We start from the raw sequence: 20,922 nt of genomic DNA, 5'->3' as shown, positions 1-20,922 counted from the left end.
AGGGGTCGTCAGGAGTGCTTGACCAGCGACGCTTCGATATTGATCCTTACCTTGTCGCTGACCAGCACGCCGCCGGTTTCCAGTACCGCGTTCCACGTCAGGCCGAAGTCCTTGCGGCTAATCTCGGCCTCGGCCGAGGCGCCTGCGCGCGTGGCACCGAAAGGGTCCACAGCCACACCGCTGAACTCCACTTCCAGTTCCACCAACCTAGTCACTCCCCTGATAGTTAGATCGCCAGTCAGCGTATAGTCCTCGCCGTCACCTTCTATGGACGTGGCGCGGAATGTCATCTCCGGATATTTCTCCACATCAAAAAATTCCGGTCCCTTCACGTGGGCATCCCGGTTGGCGTCACCGGAATCGAAACTGGAAGTTTTGACCGTGGCGTGCAGCGACGCGTCGGCCAGAGACTCCCCGATCCGGGCCTCGGCGGAAGCCTCGAGGAAGCGGCCGCGCACCTTGCTGATGCCCGCATGCCGGACCGTGAATGCAATCTCACTGTGCGACATGTCAAGAACCCAGACACCTGGAGTTATTCCTTGTGGCAGCGTCACTTTTTGCATCTCCTTATCAGTGAAAACCCGTCAGGATGACCAAGCCCCACACTGCTGCACTCTGAAAGTTTTGTCCAGACGCCACCAGCCGAAAGCCAAGCAGCCAGTCTCAAAACCATCGGCACACTCGAAGTTCTTGGCGCCCTAGGCCTCATTCGCCCAGCGCTGCTGGAAACCGCCAATGACTCCAGTATGAAGCGCGGTTGCGAGGCCGGTGCGAAATCGGTAAGCGTGCTTATCATTGTTTATGGGACTTCGGGAGTAATGGTCCTACATCACCTCTGGGCTCCAGGCCGGCGATGTTGGTTTGCTGTCTGACTGATGGACTATGGTGGCAGCCTTTGTGGTGTTTCCCGTCCTGTTCGTGTGGATTCCGTCGGTGATCCGACTGAGTAGTAGTGAAACAGTGAGAAGATTAGGAAGGGAAGATCATGACCAGGGCATCTCGTCTTAACGAACTGGGTGGAGCGGCCGCAACCGGAGCGGCAGCAGGACTTGCCGGAGCAGCAGTAATGGCGGTTGGTGAGAAGCTTGAACAGGCCGTGACCCACCGCCCGAACTCCTATGTGCCCGCTCGGGCGTTATTGGCGCTGCTTGGCAAGCAAACAGGTGATGGCGCTAAGCCTGTGGTGTGGAATCACCTTATGCATTACGCCACGGGTGCGGCTCTTGGTGCGTTGCGGGGGATCTGGGCCGTGACCGGTATCCGCGGGGTGCACGCGAACCTTTGGCACACCGTGATACGCCTCGGATTCGATCAGACCATCGAGAACTCCACTGGTGTCGGCGCGCCGCCGGCGACCTGGCCCGCGGGTGAAAGAGCCGTTGATGTCCTGCACAAAGCAGTGTTCTCGGTAGTGACCGGCGTGGTGGCCGACCGGGTATTACCTCCGAGGCTTTCTTCCACCCGGGGTCGCACCAGCCACTAGCCTTCCTTGCTTGCACTGCGAGAGTTGCCCCCCTGTTAATGGGCCGGAGATGACGGGGTTCGCTGCGGGCCCTTAATCAGTGGAGAGGGTGGATGCTCGAGTAAGCGTTGCACCTGCGCGGCGCTCACCCAGCGACAGTCCACTGATCAGGGCAAGGGTGCGGAAACTACCAACTGGCTCAGCCGACACTTTGTCGTTCGCGATCAGCCAGATAGCTGGCACCAACGTGCTGGTCCTGCACCTGGCCTGCCCCGGGCATGAACCCTCTCCAGACTTGACCACTGCTCTCCGCGCCGCATGTAACGCCGCAGCCGAGATGCCCGGCGTACAGATTAAAATCCTCGTTGGAGGCCGCAGCGTCAACCAGCTCATCAAAGGGGAACCTGCGCGGGAGATAGTAGGACCGCCCATATCGATCTATGCGTACGAAAACAGCCTGCGGTCAGCCAAGATCGACCCCTCCACCCTCTATGCAGGGGTGATGATCATTCCAGCAGCCGTTCCACACATCGTTGAACGGGTTTGCAGGTACACCTACATGCGGCAGTAACCTCCGAACCCAAGCGCTCCAGACTCTCAGTGATGACCTCCGCCCATCAGTGAAAAAGCTCTCGGTGTTTCACTCTCCCCGGAGCACTCTGTGGAGGTGTGTGATGTGGTGGTTGTCTATGGCTGAGGATCTCGGGTGTGTGTTCACATCAGTTGGCTGCACAGGTACAGACAGGTGGAGGTGCGCGGCGTAATGTTCAAGGCCCACCATGAGTGGGTTGGTCTGCCGCCTTTGTTCCTGATTGTTGACGGTGGGCCCCTTGGTACTGATTTGCGGGCCGCTGCTTCGGTTGGCGTGGTCTGGTCAAGGAGTGAGCGAGTGGGAGGGACAGGGCGTGTCTGCAGGTCGGAAGGTTCTCAAAGTCGTGGCTGGTGCCACCGCTGTTGGCGGATTCGCGGCGGACTGGAATCGGACACATTTGTTCAATCCCAACTGGCCCCCGCACGCCAGGTTCCATGACGCGCAAACGGTCGCTATGGGGGCGTTGCTGGGGCTGGGTGGTTTATGGGTGTTGAATCGTAGGGGCTCGGCACCACAGCGAGACATCGCAATGGGGGCGCTATTGCCGGCGTTTTTCTGGGCGTCCATGGGCGCGGCGATCGGTTTTCCTGGCACTGGAGGTTTGCAGACCGAGTTCCCTGAGATGGTCCCGCGGGTGCGGGGGGGTGTGGATCGACGAACGGTTCGCCAGCGGTGCAATGCTGGGGCTGATCGCTGTGGGTTATTACCTGGACCGGCGCTGGCAAGCTGGCCAAATTCAACGTCCATGGGGGGCAGGAGCTAGCCCTGTCCCCGCTGCGGCTCCCTCCTTATATTGCCTAAGAGGTCGGTGAATCGTTCATTGGCGCTGCGTCATGAACTTCAGCTGGGGGACTGAGTGACCCGAAACTCTGTCCGGCCAACCCCACCGAAGCACTCTTTCCGGCATCATCCAGATAACGCACAATTCCGCCGTTTACTCGGTGCTTCAAGGAGGAAAACAGGGGATCTTACGGAGTGTCACGGGAGCGGTGAAAGCGAAGCAACCCGCGAGATACCAGCGATATCGTGTGATACGGGTTATCAAGGAAACATGGATTGAACTCGAATACCTATCAGCGAGTCGGGGTTCAGCTCCACCAAACTCAACACGAAATTGCCTCGCCTTTGGCGGGGCATTTTTGTGTCCTGCACCTATCGCAGACCGGCGTTGCACTCTGTATAGATTGACCTTATGAACCCGCTCAGCCAACTGACCCTTCAGCAGCTACGAGAGCGCTCAAGCCTCAAATGGCGTACCTACCCCGCCGATGTCCTGCCGCTGTGGGTCGCGGAGATGGATGTCCCACTGGCACCGCCGGTCCGGGCAGTACTGCAGCAGGCAATCGATCAAGGCGACACCGGATACCCGGCGGGAAACGCCTACGCGGAAGCCTTCAGGACGTTTGCCGTAGAGCGTTGGGGATGGAGGAACGTCGATACCGATCGGATCGCTGTCGTTCCTGACGTCATGATGGGTATCGTCGAGGTCCTCAAGCTGGTGACGGCGCCGGGGGACGCCGTCGTCGTCACACCTCCGGTGTATGCACCATTCTTCGCCTTCACCACACATGCCGACCGGCGCATTGTCGAAGCACCTCTCGGAAGTGATGGACGCCTTGATCTGGGCAATCTCGACGAGGCGTTTCAGGCTGCGCGGGCCGCGTCGGGGCAGCCCGCCTTCCTGCTCAGCAACCCTCACAATCCCACTGGCACGGTCCACACCCGCCAGGAGCTTGAGGAGGTTGCGCAGCTAGCCGGCCGTCACGGGGTGCGGGTCATAGCGGACGAGATCCATGGTCCGCTTGTGCTCGCCGGGGCCAGTTTCACCCCCTATCTGAGCGTTGCGGGGAGCGATGACGCCTTCTCGCTCACCTCCGCATCAAAAGCATGGAACCTAGCGGGATTGAAAGCGGCACTTCTCATCGCAGGACCCGAAGCAACAGCGGACCTTGCCCGGCTGCCGGAAGAGGTAAGTCACGGCCCCAGTCACCTTGGAGTCCTCGCTCACACGGCAGCGTTCAGCGAGGGAGGTGCCTGGCTGGATGAGTTGCTGATGGGCCTGAATGACAACCGCGACCTGCTTGGCAAGCTTGTGGCCGAGCATCTCACGGGAACCGGGCTGCTTCCGTCGGAGGGCACATACCTGGCCTGGCTGGACTTTCGGGAACTGGGGTTCGGTGAATCCGCTCCCCAGGACGACCCTGCGGTTGTTACCGATTTGGCCGGGCCTGCCGAATTCTTCCTCGATCAGGCGCGGGTCGCCCTGAGCTCGGGCCATGTGTTTGGAACGGGTGGCGCCGGCCACGCGCGGCTCAACTTCGCGACGCACCCGGAAATCCTTATCGAGGCAGTTCGGCGCATGGAAAGGGCACTCGCCCAGCGGAGGGCAGGTTAGCCGCGGGTGGCCAACGCCTTCAGTACGCGGTCCGCCGCGCCGCCGAGGTTCCATTGCTCTGCCAGTTTTTTCAGTGCCACTTCCTGCTCGGCATCAAGCGGCCGGATCCGGGAATCGATCTGGCCCAGGTCCAGATCCCGGACCACGCCGACAACCGTCGGAGCTACAGCCAGATAGTCGGCAGCACTCGTGAGCTTCTGGCGTACCGACGCTGACATGGCGCTTGAGGAGTCTTTGCTCGCGTCGATGATCCCGTCGAGATCGACGAATTCCTTGAGAAGGCTGGCCGCCGTCTTGTCGCCGATGCCGGCAACGCCGGGAAGGCCGTCTGAGGTGTCACCCCGCAACGCAGCGAAGTCGGCGTACTGGCCGGGAAGTACCGAGTACTTACCCACCACCGTCACATCGGTGACTGCTTCGAGCTTGCTCATTCCCCGGGCGGTGTAGAGCACCCGCACGCCGCTGGCGTCGTCGACAAGCTGGAACAGGTCCCGGTCACCGGTGACAATGTCCACCGGCATAGTGGCTTGGCTGGCGAGGCTGCCGATGACATCGTCGGCTTCGTGCCTTGCCGCTCCGATGATCGGCAGACCAAGCGCGGCGAGGGTTTCGCGGATCAGCGGGAGCTGGGCTACCATGCCCTCCGGCGTCTCCTCGATGTCCGGACCGTCCGGAACCTTCCGGGCAACCCGGTGCTCCTTGTAACTGGGAATGAGCTCTACGCGCCACTGGGGACGCCAGTCATCATCCCAGCAGGCGACCAAGTGTGTCGGCTCATAATCAGTCACCAGGCGGGCGATCATGTCAAGCAACCCTCGAGCGGCGTTTACCGGCATCCCGTTGGCTGCCTTGAGGCTGTCCGGCAACCCATAAAAAGCGCGGAAGTACAGGGACGGTGTATCGAGGAGCATCAGTCGTTCGGCCACTCTCAGATCCTCCCATGGTGCAGTCCCGGAACGACGACGACGGCGCGCCACCGAACCTCACCCAGTCCTCAGAAAATATATCCATTCGATCGATGAAAACCCTTGAAGCTTGGAGCAAGTAGGTCCACACTGGGACCGGACAACCAAAAGCACGAACGGAGCAAGTGCATCATGACTGGACTAATGCGGTGCCGTCAGTGTCAGCGGACGTGGGTAGTCGAGACCAGGACAGCCGAATCAGTCACTTCCGAGAACCACACCTTCCTCAACCCCGGGCACAGGACGGTGACCATCTGGAAGGCTTCCGAGCAGCGCGAGGAAGCGATGGTCTAAGCGGCCCAACCTGGTTGAGCAGCAGAGCGACGCGCGCTTCCCTGTGGCAACGCGGTTTGATCATGCAAGACTGGAGCCATGGCAACCGACCAGGCACCATTCGAGCAGGCACCATCTGACGAAGCCCTCGCGGGAGGAGCCGATAGGCGTCCTGAAGACCCGGCATCATCCGCGAGCGGACAGTCCACACCCATACCGCTGCCCCCACCTGGGGCGGAGATCAGGGAACGGACCCACCTCGGTCTGATGATCGGCGATACGTGGCACTCATTGCAGACCCGTATCGCGGAGAAGCGTGGCCGCGTCGAGACCATCATTCCGTACACGGGTTACGGGACCACCACCTGGATCCGTGTTCTCGGTCGCGTGGTTCTCTCCAACCCACGTGATCTCCAGCCGCTTGAGGGCAAGGAGACCATGAAGCCAATCAAGGAAGGGCTCCGTGGATGGCGGAACTTCGTCAGCGCACCGGTGCGCAATGCGGAAGTGACGCTTGAGGTCAACGGAACCACCGCCGTCGTCCATGCGGACAGGGGCGGCGTCATAGACGTCCACATCGATGCCTCGCTCGCACCGGGCTGGCATACCGTCCGCATCAAGTCCGGGGACTCAGTCGTGGCTGACGCTCCCGTGCGGGTCGTCGAGAACGACGTAACGTTCGGCGTCGTATCCGACATAGACGATACCGTCATGGTGACCGCTCTGCCGCGTCCGTTTCTGGCGGCCTGGAACACCTTCGTGCTTGATGAGCATGCGCGTACTCCCACTCCCGGGATGTCCGTCCTGATGGAACGGATCGTCCGGAAGCATCCGGCCGCCCCCGTGCTGTACCTCTCAACGGGCGCTTGGAACGTAGCGCCCGCCCTGACCCGGTTCCTGTCAAGGAACCTGTACCCCGCCGGACCAAAACTCCTTACCGACTGGGGCCCTACCCGCGACCGCTGGTTTCGTAGCGGACAGGAACACAAGCGGTCCTCACTGGAGCGGCTCGCTGAGGAGTTCCCCTCGGTCAAGTGGCTGCTGATCGGTGACGACGGACAGCATGATGAGGCTATCTATGCGGAGTTTGCGCGAAACCACCCGGACAATGTCCGGGCGATCGCCATACGGCAGCTCTCCACAAGCGAAGCCGTACTCGCGGGTGGACGATCGAAGGCCAACCTTGCGGGGTCCACGCCGGGCATTCCGTGGATTTACGCTGGCGACGGTGCCGGCATGTCGGATCAGCTGAGCCGGATGGGAATCATCGACAGTGCGGCCCGTATCGACCCGGAGGACGAGGTCTAGCTCCCTCGTTTCCCGACGTCCGGTACTGCCCCGTCATAGGGTGACTCGGATTCGGCACGCACGGTCAGCAGGATCCGCCGCAGGTCCATACCCAGCGCCGCTGTTGCCTGGATTCGCTCCTCGGCAGCGGCTCCGGAGGAGATTTGCTGCATCAGGTGCTCCACGGCATCTTCAGCGCGCGTCATGGTGGAACCTTCCGGGTCCCACTCATCCAGAGCCTCTGCAGTCCGGGCAATGGCATCGGCAAGGGGCTGAACCAGTGCCGGTGGCAGGGGAGTGGATTCGGGGGTGCGCCAGATGACCCCCGCAAGGACCTCAGTCATGTCCTGAACGTGAAAGGCGATCCGTTCCATCGCCTGTAGCCGCTGGTAGTCCGCGGCGAGATCGCGTTTATAGCGCCGTCGTCGTGGGTTTCCGCGCCTGCTGCTGTCCGCCAACTGCACCGCGGAACGGACCTCCTGGCCCAGATCGGTCAACCGACCCTCGCGTTCGGCCCATTCCTCGTGCTCAGGCGGCCAGGATTCCGTGATGGCCTTGGCCATGTCGGAGAGCTGACGGGCCAGCAGCGCCCGGAAGTCCCGGAGACCGCGTACCGCGCCGTCAAGGTGAAGCGGCGGGAAAATCAGCAGGTTCACCACCAGCCCGACGACCACGCCGACAAGCATTTGAAGGAGGTAGCTGAAGGAGTATTCTTCCGGATCGTTGCCCCCGACCAGCAGTACAAAGATGGCGGCCATTGGAATCCAGTCTCTGCCTGCACCGAATCGAGGGATGCCAGCAACGAGTACGCCCACACCGACGACCATCGCGAGGGAAAGCACGGAAACACTCCCCATGAAGATGATCGGAAGCGCCAGCGCAAACCCCACGGCCAAGCCCAGGAGGGTCTCCATACCCTGCCGCGCTGATCCGGCGATGGTGGGATACATCGTCGCCACCGCACCGAGCGGAGCGTAGTAGGGGTATTGCGCGGCAACTCCGGGGACCCGCACAGCCAGCCACCATGCAACCGCCGCCGCCAGGGCGGTCTTGATGGCCAACAGAAGGCGCTCGTGCATGATGAGGTGCCGGGTACGCTCCCGCAGGTCACCGGAATGGGTCAGCAGGCGTCGCATTCCTTCAGTATGGCAACCGTTTATGAGAGCCCCGTAAGTGCTTCGTGGAGGACCGCTCCACGAAATGTGTCGGGGTTGTCGCAACAATTCTTGAAGGCCCGCGCGACCGTGCCGTAACGTTCAGGGCAAGTTACTTCCGTAACGGGTCAGCGACTCCCAAAGTTGGGAGTGTGGGTGCCCCCATGTGGGCCTGACATTTGTTTCGCAGGAGTTCCCTGCCGCGCGGCCGCGCGGTGATCGGGATTCTGTCCTGCTTCCTTTCCTTATTTCATTCCGGTTCTGCTTCTGCATATTTTTTGTGCCGGGCGGCAGCCGGATGTCCTAACGACCGAGGATGACGAATGTCACCAGCAAAGTCTGTCCATACCGTGGGTCCGCCGGCTCCCGAGCCGTATCCCGCCCTGTCCTATGAACTATTCCCACCGCGCAGCACCAGTGCGGCCGAAACGCTCTGGCGCACCATCCGCGAGCTTGAGCAGACCAGCCCCGACTACGTCTCGGTGACCTACGGTGCCTCAGGCTCCAACCGTGGCACCGCCGTCGAGCTGCTCTCCAAACTCCTGACGGAGACCTCGCTCAAGCCCCTGGCGCACCTCACCTGCGTGGGCAACAGCCGCGAGTACCTCCTCGACCTCGTCGATGAACTCATCACCCTCGGTGTACGCGGCATCCTCGCGCTCCGCGGGGACGCTCCCAGAGACCCGACCGTGGAGCCGGGCGATCTGTCCTACGCCAGCGATCTGGTGAAGCTCGTCCGCGAAGCGGAACGCCGCAGGACGGCGCATTTGTGCGCCGGCAGACTCGCCGTCGGCGTCGCCGCATATGCCACCCAGCACCCGGAATCACCAAGCTTCGGCCACGATATCGAGGCGCTGCTCGCCAAACAGGCGGCCGGCGCGGACTTCGCGATCACGCAGGTGTTCTTCTTCCCCGACCACTTCCAGCGATTGGTCTCCGCAGCGCGCCGCGCCGGCGTCGAAATTCCCATCATCCCCGGAGTCATGCCGCTCACCAGCGTGCGCCGGCTGGACCGCCTCAGCGAGCTCGCCGGCATCGAAATGGATCACGAGTTGCGTGAGCGCTTGGCAGCAGCCGACGACGACGCCGCGCGCCGCCGCATCGGCGTCCAGGCGACGGTCGACCTTGCCAACGCAGCGCTCGACGCCGGAGCACCCGGAATCCACCTCTACACCTTCAATGAGCACGCAGCAGCGCTGGACGTGCTCGAGCACCTTGATCTCCGCCGACCCCCCGTTCCGCGTGGGCTCGGACGTACTGCCTGACTGAACCTCAATGCCTGACTGAACCTCAACGAACGTGAAAAGGACCCTCATGACAACCGCATTCCCGAAAGCCACCATCGTCGGATACCCGCGCATCGGCCGTCGCCGCGAGCTGAAAAAGGCTGTTGAAGCCTACTGGGCCGGCCGCACCTCGGCCGCTGAATTGGAAGCAACCGCAGCAGAGCTCCGCGCCGCAACCTATGCCCGGCTTGCCGACCTCGGCCTGGAGGCCGGCAACTATTCCATCCCGGCGTCCTTCTCCCTCTACGATCAGGTGCTGGACACAGCGGTAACCTTCGGCGCCGTGTCGGACCGCTTCAAGGACCTGTACGACGGCGACGGCTCTCTGGGCATTGACGCCTACTTCACCCTCGCCCGCGGTGACAAGGAGCGGCAACCGCTCGAGATGACCAAGTGGTTCGACACCAACTACCACTACCTTGTGCCCGAGATCGGACCGGAAACAGCCTTCTCACTGGCGAACGACTGGATCCTGCGCGACGTTGCCGAAGCCGCTGCCGCGGGGTACACCGTGCGTCCCACCCTGATCGGTCCTGTGACCTTCCTGCTGCTCAGCAAGGCCGCCGACGAAGCACCCGCAGGATTCGACCCGTTGAGCCGTCTGGATGATCTGCTGCCGCTGTATGTGGAGCTCCTCGGCAAGCTCGCCGAGGCCGGCGTTCAGTGGGTCCAGCTTGAGGAGCCGGCTCTGGTGGCAGATCAGGCGATTCCCGAGAGCGAGGTGGCCGCCGCCGTCGAGCGTGCCTACGCCGCGCTGTCCGCTGAGGCGACGAAGCGTCCGGCCATCCTGGTCACCAGCCAGTACGGCTCCCTTGGTTCCCTGTTGCCGGTCATCGGCGGCACCGATATCGACGCTCTCCACATCGACGTCTTCAAGGGCGAAGTTCCGGATGCGGCCGATCTTGCGCAGCTCGGCGAGACCACCCTGGTGGCAGGTGTCGTGGATGGACACAACATCTGGAAGGCCGACCTCGGCGCTGCCGCTGCGAAGCTCGCCGAGCTGGCAGCCTCCGTGCCGGCCCTCGCCGTGTCCACCTCAACCTCGCTGCAGCATGTACCGCACGACGTCGAGGACGAGCAGCAGCTCGATGGACAGCTGCGCAGCTGGCTGGCCTTTGCCGACCAGAAGGTGACCGAAGTCGTCACGCTGGCACGCGCAATCGGCAACCCGGGCGCCATCGACGCCGAGATCCAGGCTGCGGCTGAAGTGCTCGCTTCCCGGGCGGGCGCCGCGGGCGTGAACCGTGCCGAGGTGCGGAACCGCGCAGCTGCCCTGTCGCCGTCGGACTTCTCCAGGGGAGACTACGCGGCCCGCGTCGCCGCCCAGGAACAGGCACTGGACCTGCCGGCCCTGCCCACCACCACCATCGGGTCCTTCCCGCAGACCGCCGAAGTGCGCTCGGCCCGTGCCCGGGCCAACAAGGGTGACCTGTCACCCGAGCAGTACGAGCAGCTCATGAAGGACGAGATCAAGCGCGTCATCGACCTGCAGGAAGAGCTCGGCTTCGATGTCCTGGTGCACGGCGAGCCCGAACGCAATGACATGGTGCAGTACTTTGCCGAGAACCTCGACGGTTTCGAGGTCACGGTGCATGGCTGGGTTCAGTCATACGGCTCCCGCTGCACGCGTCCGTCCATCCTTTGGGGTGATGTCAGCCGTCCGGCTCCCATCACCGTGCCGTGGGCTGAGTTCGCCCAGACCCTGACTGACAAGCCGGTCAAGGGGATGCTGACCGGACCGGTAACCATCCTCGCGTGGTCCTTCGTCCGCGACGACCTGCCGCTCGGCGACACAGCCAACCAGGTGGCGCTAGCTCTGCGCGACGAGGTATCCGATCTCGAAGCCGCAGGAATCAAGGTGATCCAGGTGGACGAGCCCGCGCTGCGCGAGCTTTTGCCCCTGCGCAGGGCAGACCAGGCCGAATACCTTGAGTGGTCGGTCAACTCCTTCAAGCTGTCGACGGCGTCCGCCGCTCCACAGACGCAGATCCACACCCACCTGTGCTACTCGGAGTTCGGCGCCATCATCGATGCCATCGACGGCCTCGACGCCGACGTGACTTCGATCGAGGCTGCCCGCTCACGCATGGAGGTTGTACACGACCTTGAAGGCCACGGCTTCAAGCGCGGCGTTGGCCCCGGCGTCTACGACATCCATTCGCCCCGCGTGCCTGGCGAGCAGGAAGTCGCCGAGCTGCTGGAGAAGGCTGTACAGCATGTGCCTGCGCGCCAGCTCTGGGTCAACCCGGACTGCGGCCTGAAGACCCGAGGCTACGCCGAGACTGAGGAGTCGCTGCGGAATCTCGTCAACGCGACGGTATCCGTCCGTTCACAGCTGGAGGCGGCGGTTTCGTAGTAACCCTCGAGACAGCTGAAGCGCGGGCCGGGTTTCCGGTCCGCGCTTTTGCGTTCCTGGGAGGCTAGGCCGGGCGGCTGCTCTTCCGGGGCACGATCTGCCGGTCCTTGAGCACATCCGCGAGCTGGTCCATAAACAGACGCACCTGCGTGGTCTGCTTTCCGGCAATCTGCAGGGCGAAGATGCTGCGGGCGAGGCGGATCTCGGGAACATCGAGCGCGACAATGCCTTCGGGTGCACGGAGCATGGCCAGTTCAGGTACGAGCGCTGCGCCCATGCCGGAGGCTGCCATGGCCAAGCTGGCGTTGAAGTCGTCACAGTAGGCGGCGACATGCGGGTGGAGATTGCAGCTGGCGAACAACCGTTCAATCACCGTTGCGTCCGAGGTGCCGGGGTGATGCATGATCCACGGCATATCGGCCAACTGCCCAGCCGAGACGGTGGAACCTTCGCCTATACCCCAGGCCGCGGGCAGCACCACCCGGAAATTGTCGTCACCGATCCATTGCCGGCTCACCGAGGAGGGCCAGGCAAGGCCGCCCTGTCCCACCTGAAAGACCAGGGCTAGATCCAGTTCACCGCCGGTGCGCAGGCCATGGATGGTTTGCGCCGGCTCGCCGACGAAGACTTTGAGGTTGATTCCGAGCCGCTGCCACTGCGGCGTGCGCACAAGCCGGGGGAGAGCGAACGTTGCGAGGCTTGGAAAGATCCCCAGCCGCAGTTCCTGGGTCACTGCGGCGCCGGCTTTGGCGGTGGATGCCAGGAGAGTGTCGATGTCCGTCAGCACCTTGGCAGCATGGCGTGACATGACGACGGCGGCTTCCGTGGGAACAGCGGTGCGTGCGGATCGAGTGAAGAGAGTGACGCCGGTGTCCCGTTCCAGCGCTGACATCTGCTGGGACACTGCCGAGGCCGTGTAACCGAGCCGTGTGGCGGCGGACGCGAAGGATCCGTGCCGGATGACTTCAAGCAGGGTCCGCAGGTGAACGGGATTGACCACGTCGTCATCCTCTCACGCGTTTTCCCCTACGCAGCGACACGCCGAGAAAGCGCGACACGCTCGCCATTTTCCTGTGTGGACAGCGCTCCACAGCCTGTGGACCCTACTGCATGCAACCGCGCCGTTGAGCCGTTCTGACGGGCTGCTGCATGTGGATTCCCTGTGGACGAATCGACCGGCGAATGACATACTTGTAATACATCATCTTGGGGTCGGCGCCACTGCGTTGCACTAGATGTAGTATCTAGATATCGAAATACCTGCTGGCGAGGCAGTCTCCGCATCGACCGTTTGACGGTCCGAAGAGCGGCTTGAAGCCCACCAACATTGGCCGAATAACAGCACTTCACAAGGGGAGTCAGGGACATGACCGTCACGGTTTACACCAAGCCAGCATGCGTACAGTGCAACGCCACCTATCGGGCCCTGGACAAGAAGGGCATCGCCTACCAAAGCGTCGATATCTCTCAGGATCCCGCAGCGCTGGAGCGGGTCCGCTCGCTCGGTTACATGCAGGCGCCCGTCGTCATCACCGACCAGGATCACTGGTCAGGATTCCGCCCCGACAAGATCAACGAGCTCGCTCAGGGATCGGTTACTTCCGTAGCCTAGGCACGGCTTTCAGTCTTACCCACTCGCGAGGGCGGATGTAGTCACCATGACAACACCAACCATTAGTCGACCTGCTCGCGGACGGGCAGCGGGGGAACCGTTGGAAACTGACGCGTCGTTGATCTATTTTTCGTCGGCGTCGGACAATACCCATCGGTTCGTCAGTAAATTGCCCGTCCGTTCGTCGCGAATTCCGCTCCTCACTAAAGAAGACACACTGCACGCGCTCAGCCCGTTCGTGCTGGTTCTACCCACCTATGGGGGAGTCGGCGGCCAGGGCGCAGTGCCCAGGCAGGTCATCAAGTTTCTCAATGTCGAGAACAACCGCGTGCTGCTGCGCGGCGTCATCGGCGCCGGCAACACCAACTTCGGGGACACCTACTGCCTTGCTGCGGATATCGTGGCGGCAAAATGCGGTGTTCCCGTGCTGTATCGATTTGAACTTATGGGCACGTCTGAGGACGTTGACCGGGTAACCCAAGGATTGGAAGAGTTTTGGACATGACAGTCGCTGAACCAGAAGCACCCGCACTTCCCGAGCGATTCAAGGGTTTGGGCTATCACGAGCTCAACGCGATGCTCAACCTGTACGGCCCGAACGGCGAGATCCAGTTCGAGGCTGACAGGGAAGCCGCGCACCAGTACTTCCTGCAGCACGTCAACAACAACACGGTCTTCTTCCACGACCTCGAGGAAAAGCTCGACTACCTCGTCAAGAACGAGTACTACGAGCGGGAAACGCTCGATCAGTACACCATGAACTTCATCCGTGACCTTTACAAGCGTGCCTACGCGAAGAAGTTCCGGTTCGAGACCTTCCTCGGCGCGTTCAAGTTCTACACCTCTTACACGCTGAAGACTTTTGACGGCAAGCGGTACCTCGAGCGCTACGAGGACCGCGTCTGCATGGTTGCCATGCACCTGGCCCGGGGCAACGAGGAACTCGCCACCCGCATGGTGGACGAGATCATCGAGGGCCGCTTCCAGCCGGCAACACCCACCTTCCTCAACGCAGGCAAGAAGCAGCGCGGCGAGCTCGTCTCCTGCTTCCTGCTCCGCATCGAAGACAACATGGAGTCCATCGGGCGCTCCATCAATTCGGCGTTGCAGTTGTCCAAGCGGGGTGGCGGTGTCGCTTTCGCACTGACGAACATCCGCGAGGTCGGCGCCCCGATCAAGCAGATCGAGAACCAGTCTTCCGGCGTCATCCCCGTGATGAAGCTCCTCGAAGACAGCTTCTCCTACGCCAATCAGCTCGGCGCACGCCAGGGCGCCGGAGCCGTATACCTGCACGCCCACCACCCCGACATCAACCGCTTCCTTGACACCAAGCGCGAGAACGCCGACGAGAAAATCCGCATCAAGACCCTCTCACTCGGCGTTGTCGTTCCGGACATCACGTTTGAGCTGGCGAAGAAGGACGAGGACATGTACCTGTTCTCGCCCTACGACGTCGAGCGCGTTTACGGCATGCCGTTCTCCGATGTCTCCGTCACCGAGAAGTACTACGAGATGGTCGACGACTCACGGATCAAGAAGACCAAGATCAAGGCCCGCGAGTTCTTCCAGACGCTCGCGGAGATCCAGTTCGAGTCCGGCTACCCGTACATCATGTTCGAGGACACCGTGAATCGGGCCAACCCGATCGACGGCAAGATCATCATGTCCAATCTGTGCTCCGAGATCCTGCAGGTTTCACAGCCCACCACGTACAACGAGGACCTCTCCTACGCCGAAACCGGCAAGGACATCTCCTGCAACCTGGGCTCGCTGAACATCGCCAAGACCATGGACTCGCCCGACTTCGGCAGCACCATCGAGACCGCAATCCGTGCCCTCTCGGCTGTGTCGGACATGTCCCACATCTCCTCGGTCCCGTCTATCGCCAAGGGCAACGACGCGTCCCACGCCATCGGTCTCGGCCAGATGAACCTGCACGGCTACCTTGCCCGCGAGCGGGTCCACTACGGCTCCGAAGAGGGTCTGGACTTCACGAACATCTACTTCTACACAGTGGTGTACCACGCCGTCCGTGCCTCCAACCTGCTGGCGATCGAGACCAGTCAGACCTTCGGCGGCTTCGAGAAGTCGAAGTACGCGTCGGGGGAGTACTTCGACAAGTACACCGAGCAGGAATGGGTTCCGCAGACCGCCCGCGTGAAGGAATTGTTCGCCAACGTGCACATCCCCACCCAAGAGGACTGGCGGGCGCTCAAGGCCTCGGTCATGGAGCACGGGATCTACAACCAGAACCTGCAGGCCGTACCGCCGACCGGATCGATCAGCTACATCAACAACTCGACCTCCTCCATTCACCCGGTGGCAGCGAAGATCGAGATCCGCAAGGAAGGCAAGCTGGGACGCGTGTACTACCCGGCGCCCTACCTGACGAACGACAACCTAGAGTACTACCAGGACGCGTACGAGATCGGCTACGAGAAGGTCATCGACACCTACGCCGCTGCCACGCAGCACGTGGATCAGGGGCTTTCGCTGACGCTGTTCTTCAAGGACACCGCCACCACGCGTGACATCAACCGTGCCCAGATCTACGCCTGGCGCAAGGGCATCAAGACGCTGTACTACATCCGTCTCCGTCAGCTCGCGCTGGAGGGCACGGAGGTTGAGGGCTGCGTCAGCTGCATGCTGTAACGCTGAAGTAAGCCAACGACGACGCCGGCGGGCCGGCGGGGAAAGCCGGCTCGCCGTCGTCGTACATTTATAAGAGGAATTTCACCGCCCTGAGGGGCAGTTCGATTGAATGGGACAAGGGGTCACAATGACCGAGAAGGTTAAGTTGCTGTCGCACGTTGAGGCGATCAACTGGAACCGTATCCAGGACGACAAGGATGTCGAGGTCTGGAACCGTCTGGTCAATAACTTCTGGCTGCCTGAAAAGGTGCCGCTGTCCAACGACGTCCAGTCGTGGAACACGCTGACGCATGATGAGCAGCAGCTCACCATGCGGGTGTTCACCGGCCTGACGCTACTGGATACGATCCAGGGCACTGTTGGCGCCGTCTCGCTGATCCCGGACGCGATCACCCCCCACGAAGAAGCCGTGTACACGAACATCGCGTTCATGGAGTCGGTGCACGCCAAGAGTTACTCCTCGATCTTTTCCACGCTGGCTTCCACCAAGGAAATTGACGAGGCATTCCGTTGGTCGACGGAGAACGTTAACCTTCAGAAGAAGGCCAGTATCGTCATGGACTACTACCAGGGCGACGATCCTCTGAAGCGCAAGGTGGCCTCCACACTGCTGGAGAGCTTCCTGTTCTACTCCGGCTTTTACCTGCCGATGTACTGGTCCTCGCGCGCCAAGCTGACGAACACCGCTGACCTGATCCGGCTGATCATCCGCGACGAAGCCGTTCACGGGTACTACATCGGTTACAAATTCCAGAAGGGTTTGGAGAAGGTTTCCGAGGAGAAGCGCCAGGAGATCAAGGACTACACCTTCGAACTGCTGTTCGAGCTGTACGAAAACGAAGTTCAGTACACGCATGACCTGTACGACGGCGTTGGCCTGGCAGAGGACGTCAAGAAGTTCCTGCACTACAACGCCAACAAGGCGCTAATGAACCTGGGCTACGAGGCAATGTTCCCGTCGTCGGTCACGGACGTGAACCCTGCGATCCTGTCGGCCCTGTCACCAAACGCGGACGAGAACCACGACTTCTTCTCGGGGTCGGGTTCCTCGTACGTCATCGGCAAGGCCGTCAACACCGAAGACGAGGACTGGGACTTCTAGACGTTCGTGAGATCGGAAGCTCGTTGGCGATTCGATGACTAGTTGGCAACTCAAGTGCCTGGAATGTCAGCCTCAAGGTGAGTGCAGGCCTAGGTATAAGAAGCGACGACGTGAGTACTGATGCTACTCGGTAGCAGCCGTCGGATGAGGACCGGACCGCCATGGCGCCGACTACGAGGTCATCACCAGGCTGCGGGAATCCTGACCTGACGGCAGCCACCGAGATCAGTTGCTCGGGCTGCGGCGTTCCTCGGCGTAGTAGGCGCGCATGCCGTGCTTCACGCCGAACCGGACGACGACGTACAGCAGCAGCGCGCTGATCAGCGCCGGTACCAGGCCGTAGACGAGCAGCAGCAGTGGTGAAGGTTCGAGCATCATGGTTCCCCCAGGAGTTGAGTTGTCCTGCCAGCCTAGCCGGAGGGCTCAGTAGTCATGGTGGCGTGGGAGGTCACTGCTCACCATCAGCGGTTACCGTGTCGCCATGCCGGTGGACAACCTTCCACGTGCCGCCTTCTCGTCGATAGATTTGCGAGACCCTGAGGACGTAACTGCGAGGTTCACCGTCGACGGAGGCTGATGTACGTTCAAGTCCCGCTGTGTATGCCATGTCGCCGACGACGTCGAAGGCGAGCAGCTCGAATCTGTACGAGGTGCAGTCGGAGAACTGCTGGGCTAGGTCGGTGAACAGTTCATCGAGCTCCTGCCGTCCGAAGGCGTTGCGCCATGCCCCTAGGACGCTCACGGGTTCACTGCGCGACCAGAGTGCCTTCCTCGGGCCGGCGTCACCATTGTGAATAGCTAGTTCGGCTTCGAACAGCTCAGTCCGCACCCAGTTCAGGAAGCCAGCACGATCGCTCATGACATCAGTATGAACCCAACCGTGATCTCAGCAGTCCTGCCCGCCTTAGCTGCGGCGGACGTTTATGACCAGAGCCTGCTCGATCCCGAGGATGGCGGTCTTCTGCTCGGCGGAACGCTCTCGCCGGCCCTGACCGTGGTGGATTCCTGCAAAGCGTCGTAGATGAAGCCTCGGACCGGGGTCGTCAGGGTGGAGCGTACGACGTAGCCGAACTTGGCAAGGTCATGCGTGACCGCTTCGAGCTCTTCGCCGTTGTCGAGGCCGACAAACAGCTTGACTCGTTGATTGATCTGGAAGGGTCCTTGTGGGCCCCATAGGTAGCTTCTACACTGTCTGTTGTTGCTCAGCCGTTGGTCCCGGACGGCCCGTCAAGGACGTTTCTAACCTCCTGCGCGGTCTCAGCTCGGGGTGTCAGTCACGCTCCACTTTGGAATGCTTTCTGATTTAGGCCTAGGAGCCAAAAAAATGCACACTCTGCCCAGTTTCAGGCGATCTGGTGTCGCCCTCGCCTCGGTTGCCGCCCTCCTTATGGGCGGTCTTGCACCCGGTGCAGCAAATGCTCATACAGGCGGCACGGAGACGCGCGCCGCCCATGACCTCGTCAAGACCCTCAAGAAGTCTACAAAGGACCTGAGGAAGGTTGAGGACGCGATGAAGGCCGGGTACCTACCGGAAGGCCCTTGCGTGGAGGTCCCAGGCCTCGGCGCCATGGGCGTCCACTACGTGAATGGCGCCCTGGTCGACGGCGTCATCGATCCAAAAGCTCCGGAGGTCCTGGTGTTTATGCCGGACGACAGGGGCAGGCTCGATCTTGTCGCAGTCGAATTCCTGACCGTTGGTCTAACTCAGGCACCATCGGTGGCCGGAATTCCGTTCGAAGAGGGGCCTTTCCCGGGCAACCATTCGCTACATGCATGGATTTACGAGAAGAACCCGAGCGGGACCTTCGCGGCCTTCAACCCGAACCTCAGCTGCCCGTGACTGAGCCACGAGCCTGAATTGGAGGGTGACCCGCTGCTGTGCGATTTCATCGTCCAGCAGTGAGAATGTACCCAGGAGATGCCGGGACGCCGGCTAGCACTTCCTGAAAGGTGGGGCCCGGTTTCCCCGGCCGCGGTCCCACCGTCTTTCTCGAAGGAAACAGCAAGCCACACATCAGACGCTGGTTGCGGGAGCAGCCGTCTGACGACTCGGCGAGAGCGCCTACCGGGGGCCGCTTTCGCCCCTAGGACCGGCCCCGTCCGGCTCTTCGCGTAACAATGCTGCCAGCTGCCTGAGCCGACTCGCCGCGTAGTAGTCTTCGAGCAATTCCTACGACCATGCGGGGGCTCAATGGCTAGAATTTTCAGCGCAGCGGTTGCAGTATTTGCCGCCAGCTCCGTACTCACCGGCTGCGCATCAAGCCAGGAGGCCACGGAAGCGCCCTCTGCTGCCAGCCCTGAGGTGAGTGCGGCGCCCACGGAGCCGATCACCATCGAACCGGTCGACGACGCTGAATGGCAGTCGATCTATGACATGGATGATTTCAACGAGATCCAGGGTTCCGCTGGGCTGGTGTACTCGCCGCAGGAAGCGATCGTACTCCTAAACGGTCATCACGAGTGCGGGCAGACCGTTGATGGCATCTCGATTGTTCGGGACGTGATTACGCTCGAAGTCTCCCCGAACGCCCCTCAAGCCCAAAGCCGCGGCGACAATGCGTCGTTGGCTGCTTTCCCTGCTCAGGTGCCCGACGAGCGGTCCTGCGGCAGCGAGCCGATCGAGCCCTCGTTCTACAAGCTGACCGTGAAAGACCCGCTATTCATTCCCGGTCAGAGCTACCCGGTCACCCTGCGTGCCGACGGCGAGAACAATATGAGCCAGCTGATCTGGCAGGACCCGAAAGAGTAGCGGCCAGGCTTTCAGGGCGTCCTAGCTGCGTGCCTATACCTTGCCGACCGGTTCGATCAGGTGCTGGTTGGTCTCCTTACCTCCGAGGGGTGGGCGCCGGTGAGACACTTCCAACATGGACGTATTTATGGTTTGGCATGTCCGTCATGCAAAGTTCTTGGATGGTTCCCCGACGGAACACTTCGGTGAGGACGGCGAGCTGACCTGGGATGAACAGGACGGCGACAGCCTGAAACTCTTGGGTGTCTACGCCACAAGAGCCGAGGCCGAAGGCCGCATCGAAAGAGCGCGCCAGCAACCAGGCTGCAAGGACGAACCTGATTGCTTCATGATCGACACTTTGACGCTAGGTGAGGACAAGTGGACGGATGGATTCGTGACTATCCCGTATGAATAGTCCCTTGCCCATATCGGCGTAGCCCCCCGACTTTGAGAGAAGTCAGTCAACTAGCGGCTGGCAGGGCTGCGCCGCAGCTGGAAAATCATGAACAACCTGATTGGGACCGGTTGGAATGGCTACACCATAGCCGGGTTCTGATTCCCTCGAAGAACCACAAAAGCGGGGGCTTCCAGCCCAGATGAAGTCGTGCCGACAGAGGCTACGCTCGCCCTGACCGGTGCGGTCAGGGTGCCTACCGACAGGTAAGTTCAAGCTTCCCTCAAGTAAGTCTCACGTCTCGACTAAACCCGTTGACGGCTTGAGTGTCAGGCCGGATGCTGTTATCAAGTGCATCTCAGCAGAATTAACTTTGGGGCGGATATGGGAACGATCAAGTGCAAGACCTGTCCTGGAACGTGGACAGTTTCAACACCGAAGACCGAGAAAGTCATCGCAGAAAACCACAGTTACCTGAACCCCGGTCACCGGGTGGTCACCTCATGGGACAAATCGGACCATGACATGAGGAAGTCCTAAAGACTAGCGGGGCGGCGGGCGAGGACTGACAATCGTACGGAGGAACTTGTCCGCCGTTCGAGGATTCTACGGGTGGGGCCCAGGCGTCATGTGCGCAGCAGCTTCGGTAACAATCACCGAA

The 20,922-nt window shown here is 61.5% G+C and carries 22 protein-coding genes; 16 read left to right on the top strand and 6 right to left on the bottom strand.

Annotated elements, in window-relative coordinates; genetic code table 11:
* Positions 1-8 precede the first annotated feature (8 nt).
* Positions 9-554 carry a YceI family protein gene (locus AC5RU3_RS06420; RefSeq protein ID WP_309071041.1) on the bottom strand — a complete coding sequence of 182 codons (546 nt, stop codon included), beginning with the start codon at positions 552-554 and terminating at the stop codon, positions 9-11.
* Between the two features lie 431 nt (positions 555-985).
* Between AC5RU3_RS06420 and AC5RU3_RS06415 the strand changes: the two genes are divergently transcribed.
* The 4 genes from AC5RU3_RS06415 to AC5RU3_RS06400 all read left to right on the top strand — a co-directional run bounded on the left by AC5RU3_RS06415 (position 986) and on the right by AC5RU3_RS06400 (position 4,449).
* On the top strand, positions 986-1,483 hold the full coding sequence (locus AC5RU3_RS06415; protein ID WP_309071040.1) for a hypothetical protein: 498 nt from the start codon (positions 986-988) through the stop codon (positions 1,481-1,483).
* Positions 1,484-1,757: 274 nt separating this feature from the next.
* A complete protein-coding gene (locus AC5RU3_RS06410) occupies positions 1,758-2,033 on the top strand; it encodes a hypothetical protein (protein WP_493965068.1) in 276 nt (91 codons plus the stop codon).
* A gap of 250 nt (positions 2,034-2,283) precedes the next feature.
* On the top strand, positions 2,284-2,817 hold the full coding sequence (locus AC5RU3_RS06405) for a DUF6640 family protein (protein WP_493965067.1): 534 nt from the start codon (positions 2,284-2,286) through the stop codon (positions 2,815-2,817).
* 429 nt (positions 2,818-3,246) lie between these two features.
* Positions 3,247-4,449 (top strand): MalY/PatB family protein, encoded by a 1,203-nt coding sequence (locus tag AC5RU3_RS06400; RefSeq protein ID WP_493965066.1) that lies wholly within the window; start codon positions 3,247-3,249, stop codon positions 4,447-4,449.
* On the opposite strand, the gene AC5RU3_RS06395 is transcribed toward AC5RU3_RS06400, so the two are convergent.
* On the bottom strand, positions 4,446-5,375 hold the full coding sequence (locus AC5RU3_RS06395; RefSeq protein WP_493965065.1) for a 5'-3' exonuclease: 930 nt from the start codon (positions 5,373-5,375) through the stop codon (positions 4,446-4,448). The two genes, AC5RU3_RS06400 and AC5RU3_RS06395, sit on opposite strands and share 4 nt — an antisense overlap.
* Before the next feature lie 171 nt (positions 5,376-5,546).
* Here AC5RU3_RS06395 and AC5RU3_RS06390 point away from each other — a divergent pair, with 171 nt between their 5' ends.
* Positions 5,547-5,708 carry a hypothetical protein gene (locus AC5RU3_RS06390; RefSeq protein WP_309072569.1) on the top strand — a complete coding sequence of 54 codons (162 nt, stop codon included), beginning with the start codon at positions 5,547-5,549 and terminating at the stop codon, positions 5,706-5,708.
* Positions 5,709-5,786: 78 nt separating this feature from the next.
* On the top strand, positions 5,787-6,995 hold the full coding sequence (locus AC5RU3_RS06385; RefSeq protein ID WP_493965064.1) for an App1 family protein phosphatidate phosphatase: 1,209 nt from the start codon (positions 5,787-5,789) through the stop codon (positions 6,993-6,995).
* Here the strand turns inward: AC5RU3_RS06385 and AC5RU3_RS06380 are convergent.
* Positions 6,992-8,110 (bottom strand): aromatic acid exporter family protein, encoded by a 1,119-nt coding sequence (locus AC5RU3_RS06380; RefSeq protein ID WP_309072568.1) that lies wholly within the window; start codon positions 8,108-8,110, stop codon positions 6,992-6,994. The two genes, AC5RU3_RS06385 and AC5RU3_RS06380, sit on opposite strands and share 4 nt — an antisense overlap.
* Positions 8,111-8,451: 341 nt before the next feature.
* Here AC5RU3_RS06380 and AC5RU3_RS06375 point away from each other — a divergent pair, with 341 nt between their 5' ends.
* Entirely contained in the window at positions 8,452-9,393 is a 942-nt protein-coding gene (locus AC5RU3_RS06375) for a methylenetetrahydrofolate reductase (RefSeq protein WP_493965063.1), read from the top strand.
* 49 nt (positions 9,394-9,442) lie between these two features.
* Entirely contained in the window at positions 9,443-11,770 is a 2,328-nt protein-coding gene (gene metE, locus AC5RU3_RS06370; protein ID WP_493965062.1) for a 5-methyltetrahydropteroyltriglutamate--homocysteine S-methyltransferase, read from the top strand.
* Positions 11,771-11,834: 64 nt separating this feature from the next.
* Here metE and AC5RU3_RS06365 read toward each other — a convergent pair whose 3' ends face one another.
* On the bottom strand, positions 11,835-12,770 hold the full coding sequence (locus AC5RU3_RS06365) for a LysR family transcriptional regulator (RefSeq protein ID WP_458117025.1): 936 nt from the start codon (positions 12,768-12,770) through the stop codon (positions 11,835-11,837).
* Positions 12,771-13,136: 366 nt separating this feature from the next.
* Here AC5RU3_RS06365 and nrdH point away from each other — a divergent pair, with 366 nt between their 5' ends.
* From nrdH to nrdF, 4 genes are all read left to right on the top strand, one after another.
* Positions 13,137-13,382 (top strand): glutaredoxin-like protein NrdH, encoded by a 246-nt coding sequence (gene nrdH, locus AC5RU3_RS06360; RefSeq protein ID WP_458117026.1) that lies wholly within the window; start codon positions 13,137-13,139, stop codon positions 13,380-13,382.
* Between the two features lie 46 nt (positions 13,383-13,428).
* A complete protein-coding gene (nrdI, locus tag AC5RU3_RS06355) occupies positions 13,429-13,887 on the top strand; it encodes a class Ib ribonucleoside-diphosphate reductase assembly flavoprotein NrdI (protein ID WP_493965061.1) in 459 nt (152 codons plus the stop codon).
* Positions 13,884-16,034 carry a class 1b ribonucleoside-diphosphate reductase subunit alpha gene (gene nrdE / locus AC5RU3_RS06350; RefSeq protein WP_493965060.1) on the top strand — a complete coding sequence of 717 codons (2,151 nt, stop codon included), beginning with the start codon at positions 13,884-13,886 and terminating at the stop codon, positions 16,032-16,034. The genes nrdI and nrdE overlap by 4 nt, the downstream gene beginning before the upstream one ends.
* Before the next feature lie 127 nt (positions 16,035-16,161).
* Positions 16,162-17,136: a class 1b ribonucleoside-diphosphate reductase subunit beta gene (gene nrdF, locus AC5RU3_RS06345; RefSeq protein ID WP_458117029.1), complete on the top strand. Its 975-nt coding sequence runs from the start codon at positions 16,162-16,164 to the stop codon at positions 17,134-17,136.
* A 225-nt stretch (positions 17,137-17,361) separates the two neighbouring features.
* Here the strand turns inward: nrdF and AC5RU3_RS06340 are convergent, their stop codons facing one another.
* Positions 17,362-17,514 (bottom strand): hypothetical protein, encoded by a 153-nt coding sequence (locus tag AC5RU3_RS06340; RefSeq protein ID WP_458117030.1) that lies wholly within the window; start codon positions 17,512-17,514, stop codon positions 17,362-17,364.
* 70 nt (positions 17,515-17,584) lie between these two features.
* Entirely contained in the window at positions 17,585-17,995 is a 411-nt protein-coding gene (locus AC5RU3_RS06335; protein ID WP_493965059.1) for a nuclear transport factor 2 family protein, read from the bottom strand.
* A gap of 9 nt (positions 17,996-18,004) precedes the next feature.
* On the opposite strand from AC5RU3_RS06335, the gene AC5RU3_RS06330 reads away from it, so the two are divergent.
* The 4 genes from AC5RU3_RS06330 to AC5RU3_RS06315 all read left to right on the top strand — a co-directional run bounded on the left by AC5RU3_RS06330 (position 18,005) and on the right by AC5RU3_RS06315 (position 20,282).
* Entirely contained in the window at positions 18,005-18,157 is a 153-nt protein-coding gene (locus AC5RU3_RS06330; RefSeq protein ID WP_493965058.1) for a hypothetical protein, read from the top strand.
* A gap of 303 nt (positions 18,158-18,460) precedes the next feature.
* On the top strand, positions 18,461-18,976 hold the full coding sequence (locus AC5RU3_RS06325; RefSeq protein ID WP_309071740.1) for a hypothetical protein: 516 nt from the start codon (positions 18,461-18,463) through the stop codon (positions 18,974-18,976).
* Between the two features lie 351 nt (positions 18,977-19,327).
* On the top strand, positions 19,328-19,885 hold the full coding sequence (locus tag AC5RU3_RS06320; RefSeq protein ID WP_493965057.1) for a hypothetical protein: 558 nt from the start codon (positions 19,328-19,330) through the stop codon (positions 19,883-19,885).
* Between the two features lie 115 nt (positions 19,886-20,000).
* Positions 20,001-20,282, top strand: a complete 282-nt coding sequence (locus AC5RU3_RS06315; RefSeq protein WP_309071738.1) for a hypothetical protein — start codon at positions 20,001-20,003, stop codon at positions 20,280-20,282.
* The last annotated feature ends 640 nt before the right edge of the window (positions 20,283-20,922 follow it).

It is taken from the genome of Arthrobacter sp. MDB1-55 (genome assembly GCF_059092925.1).
Note: the sequence above shows the minus strand (reverse complement) of the source record. Positions and strands in the feature narration are given on the sequence as shown.

Bases quoted from the DNA above. Each gene is read 5' to 3' on its own strand.
- AC5RU3_RS06380 (WP_309072568.1), bottom strand. From the start codon at position 8,110: ATGCGACGCCTGCTGACCCATTCCGGTGACCTGCGGGAGCGTACCCGG.
- metE (WP_493965062.1), top strand. From the start codon at position 9,443: ATGACAACCGCATTCCCGAAAGCCACCATCGTCGGATACCCGCGCATC.
- AC5RU3_RS06335 (WP_493965059.1), bottom strand. From the start codon at position 17,995: ATGAGCGATCGTGCTGGCTTCCTGAACTGGGTGCGGACTGAGCTGTTC.
- AC5RU3_RS06385 (WP_493965064.1), top strand. From the start codon at position 5,787: ATGGCAACCGACCAGGCACCATTCGAGCAGGCACCATCTGACGAAGCC.
- nrdF (WP_458117029.1), top strand. From the start codon at position 16,162: ATGACCGAGAAGGTTAAGTTGCTGTCGCACGTTGAGGCGATCAACTGG.
- AC5RU3_RS06340 (WP_458117030.1), bottom strand. From the start codon at position 17,514: ATGATGCTCGAACCTTCACCACTGCTGCTGCTCGTCTACGGCCTGGTA.
- nrdE (WP_493965060.1), top strand. From the start codon at position 13,884: ATGACAGTCGCTGAACCAGAAGCACCCGCACTTCCCGAGCGATTCAAG.
- AC5RU3_RS06375 (WP_493965063.1), top strand. From the start codon at position 8,452: ATGTCACCAGCAAAGTCTGTCCATACCGTGGGTCCGCCGGCTCCCGAG.
- nrdH (WP_458117026.1), top strand. From the start codon at position 13,137: ATGACCGTCACGGTTTACACCAAGCCAGCATGCGTACAGTGCAACGCC.
- nrdI (WP_493965061.1), top strand. From the start codon at position 13,429: ATGACAACACCAACCATTAGTCGACCTGCTCGCGGACGGGCAGCGGGG.
- AC5RU3_RS06315 (WP_309071738.1), top strand. From the start codon at position 20,001: ATGGACGTATTTATGGTTTGGCATGTCCGTCATGCAAAGTTCTTGGAT.
- AC5RU3_RS06325 (WP_309071740.1), top strand. From the start codon at position 18,461: ATGCACACTCTGCCCAGTTTCAGGCGATCTGGTGTCGCCCTCGCCTCG.
- AC5RU3_RS06330 (WP_493965058.1), top strand. From the start codon at position 18,005: ATGAACCCAACCGTGATCTCAGCAGTCCTGCCCGCCTTAGCTGCGGCG.
- AC5RU3_RS06390 (WP_309072569.1), top strand. From the start codon at position 5,547: ATGACTGGACTAATGCGGTGCCGTCAGTGTCAGCGGACGTGGGTAGTC.
- AC5RU3_RS06400 (WP_493965066.1), top strand. From the start codon at position 3,247: ATGAACCCGCTCAGCCAACTGACCCTTCAGCAGCTACGAGAGCGCTCA.
- AC5RU3_RS06320 (WP_493965057.1), top strand. From the start codon at position 19,328: ATGGCTAGAATTTTCAGCGCAGCGGTTGCAGTATTTGCCGCCAGCTCC.
- AC5RU3_RS06415 (WP_309071040.1), top strand. From the start codon at position 986: ATGACCAGGGCATCTCGTCTTAACGAACTGGGTGGAGCGGCCGCAACC.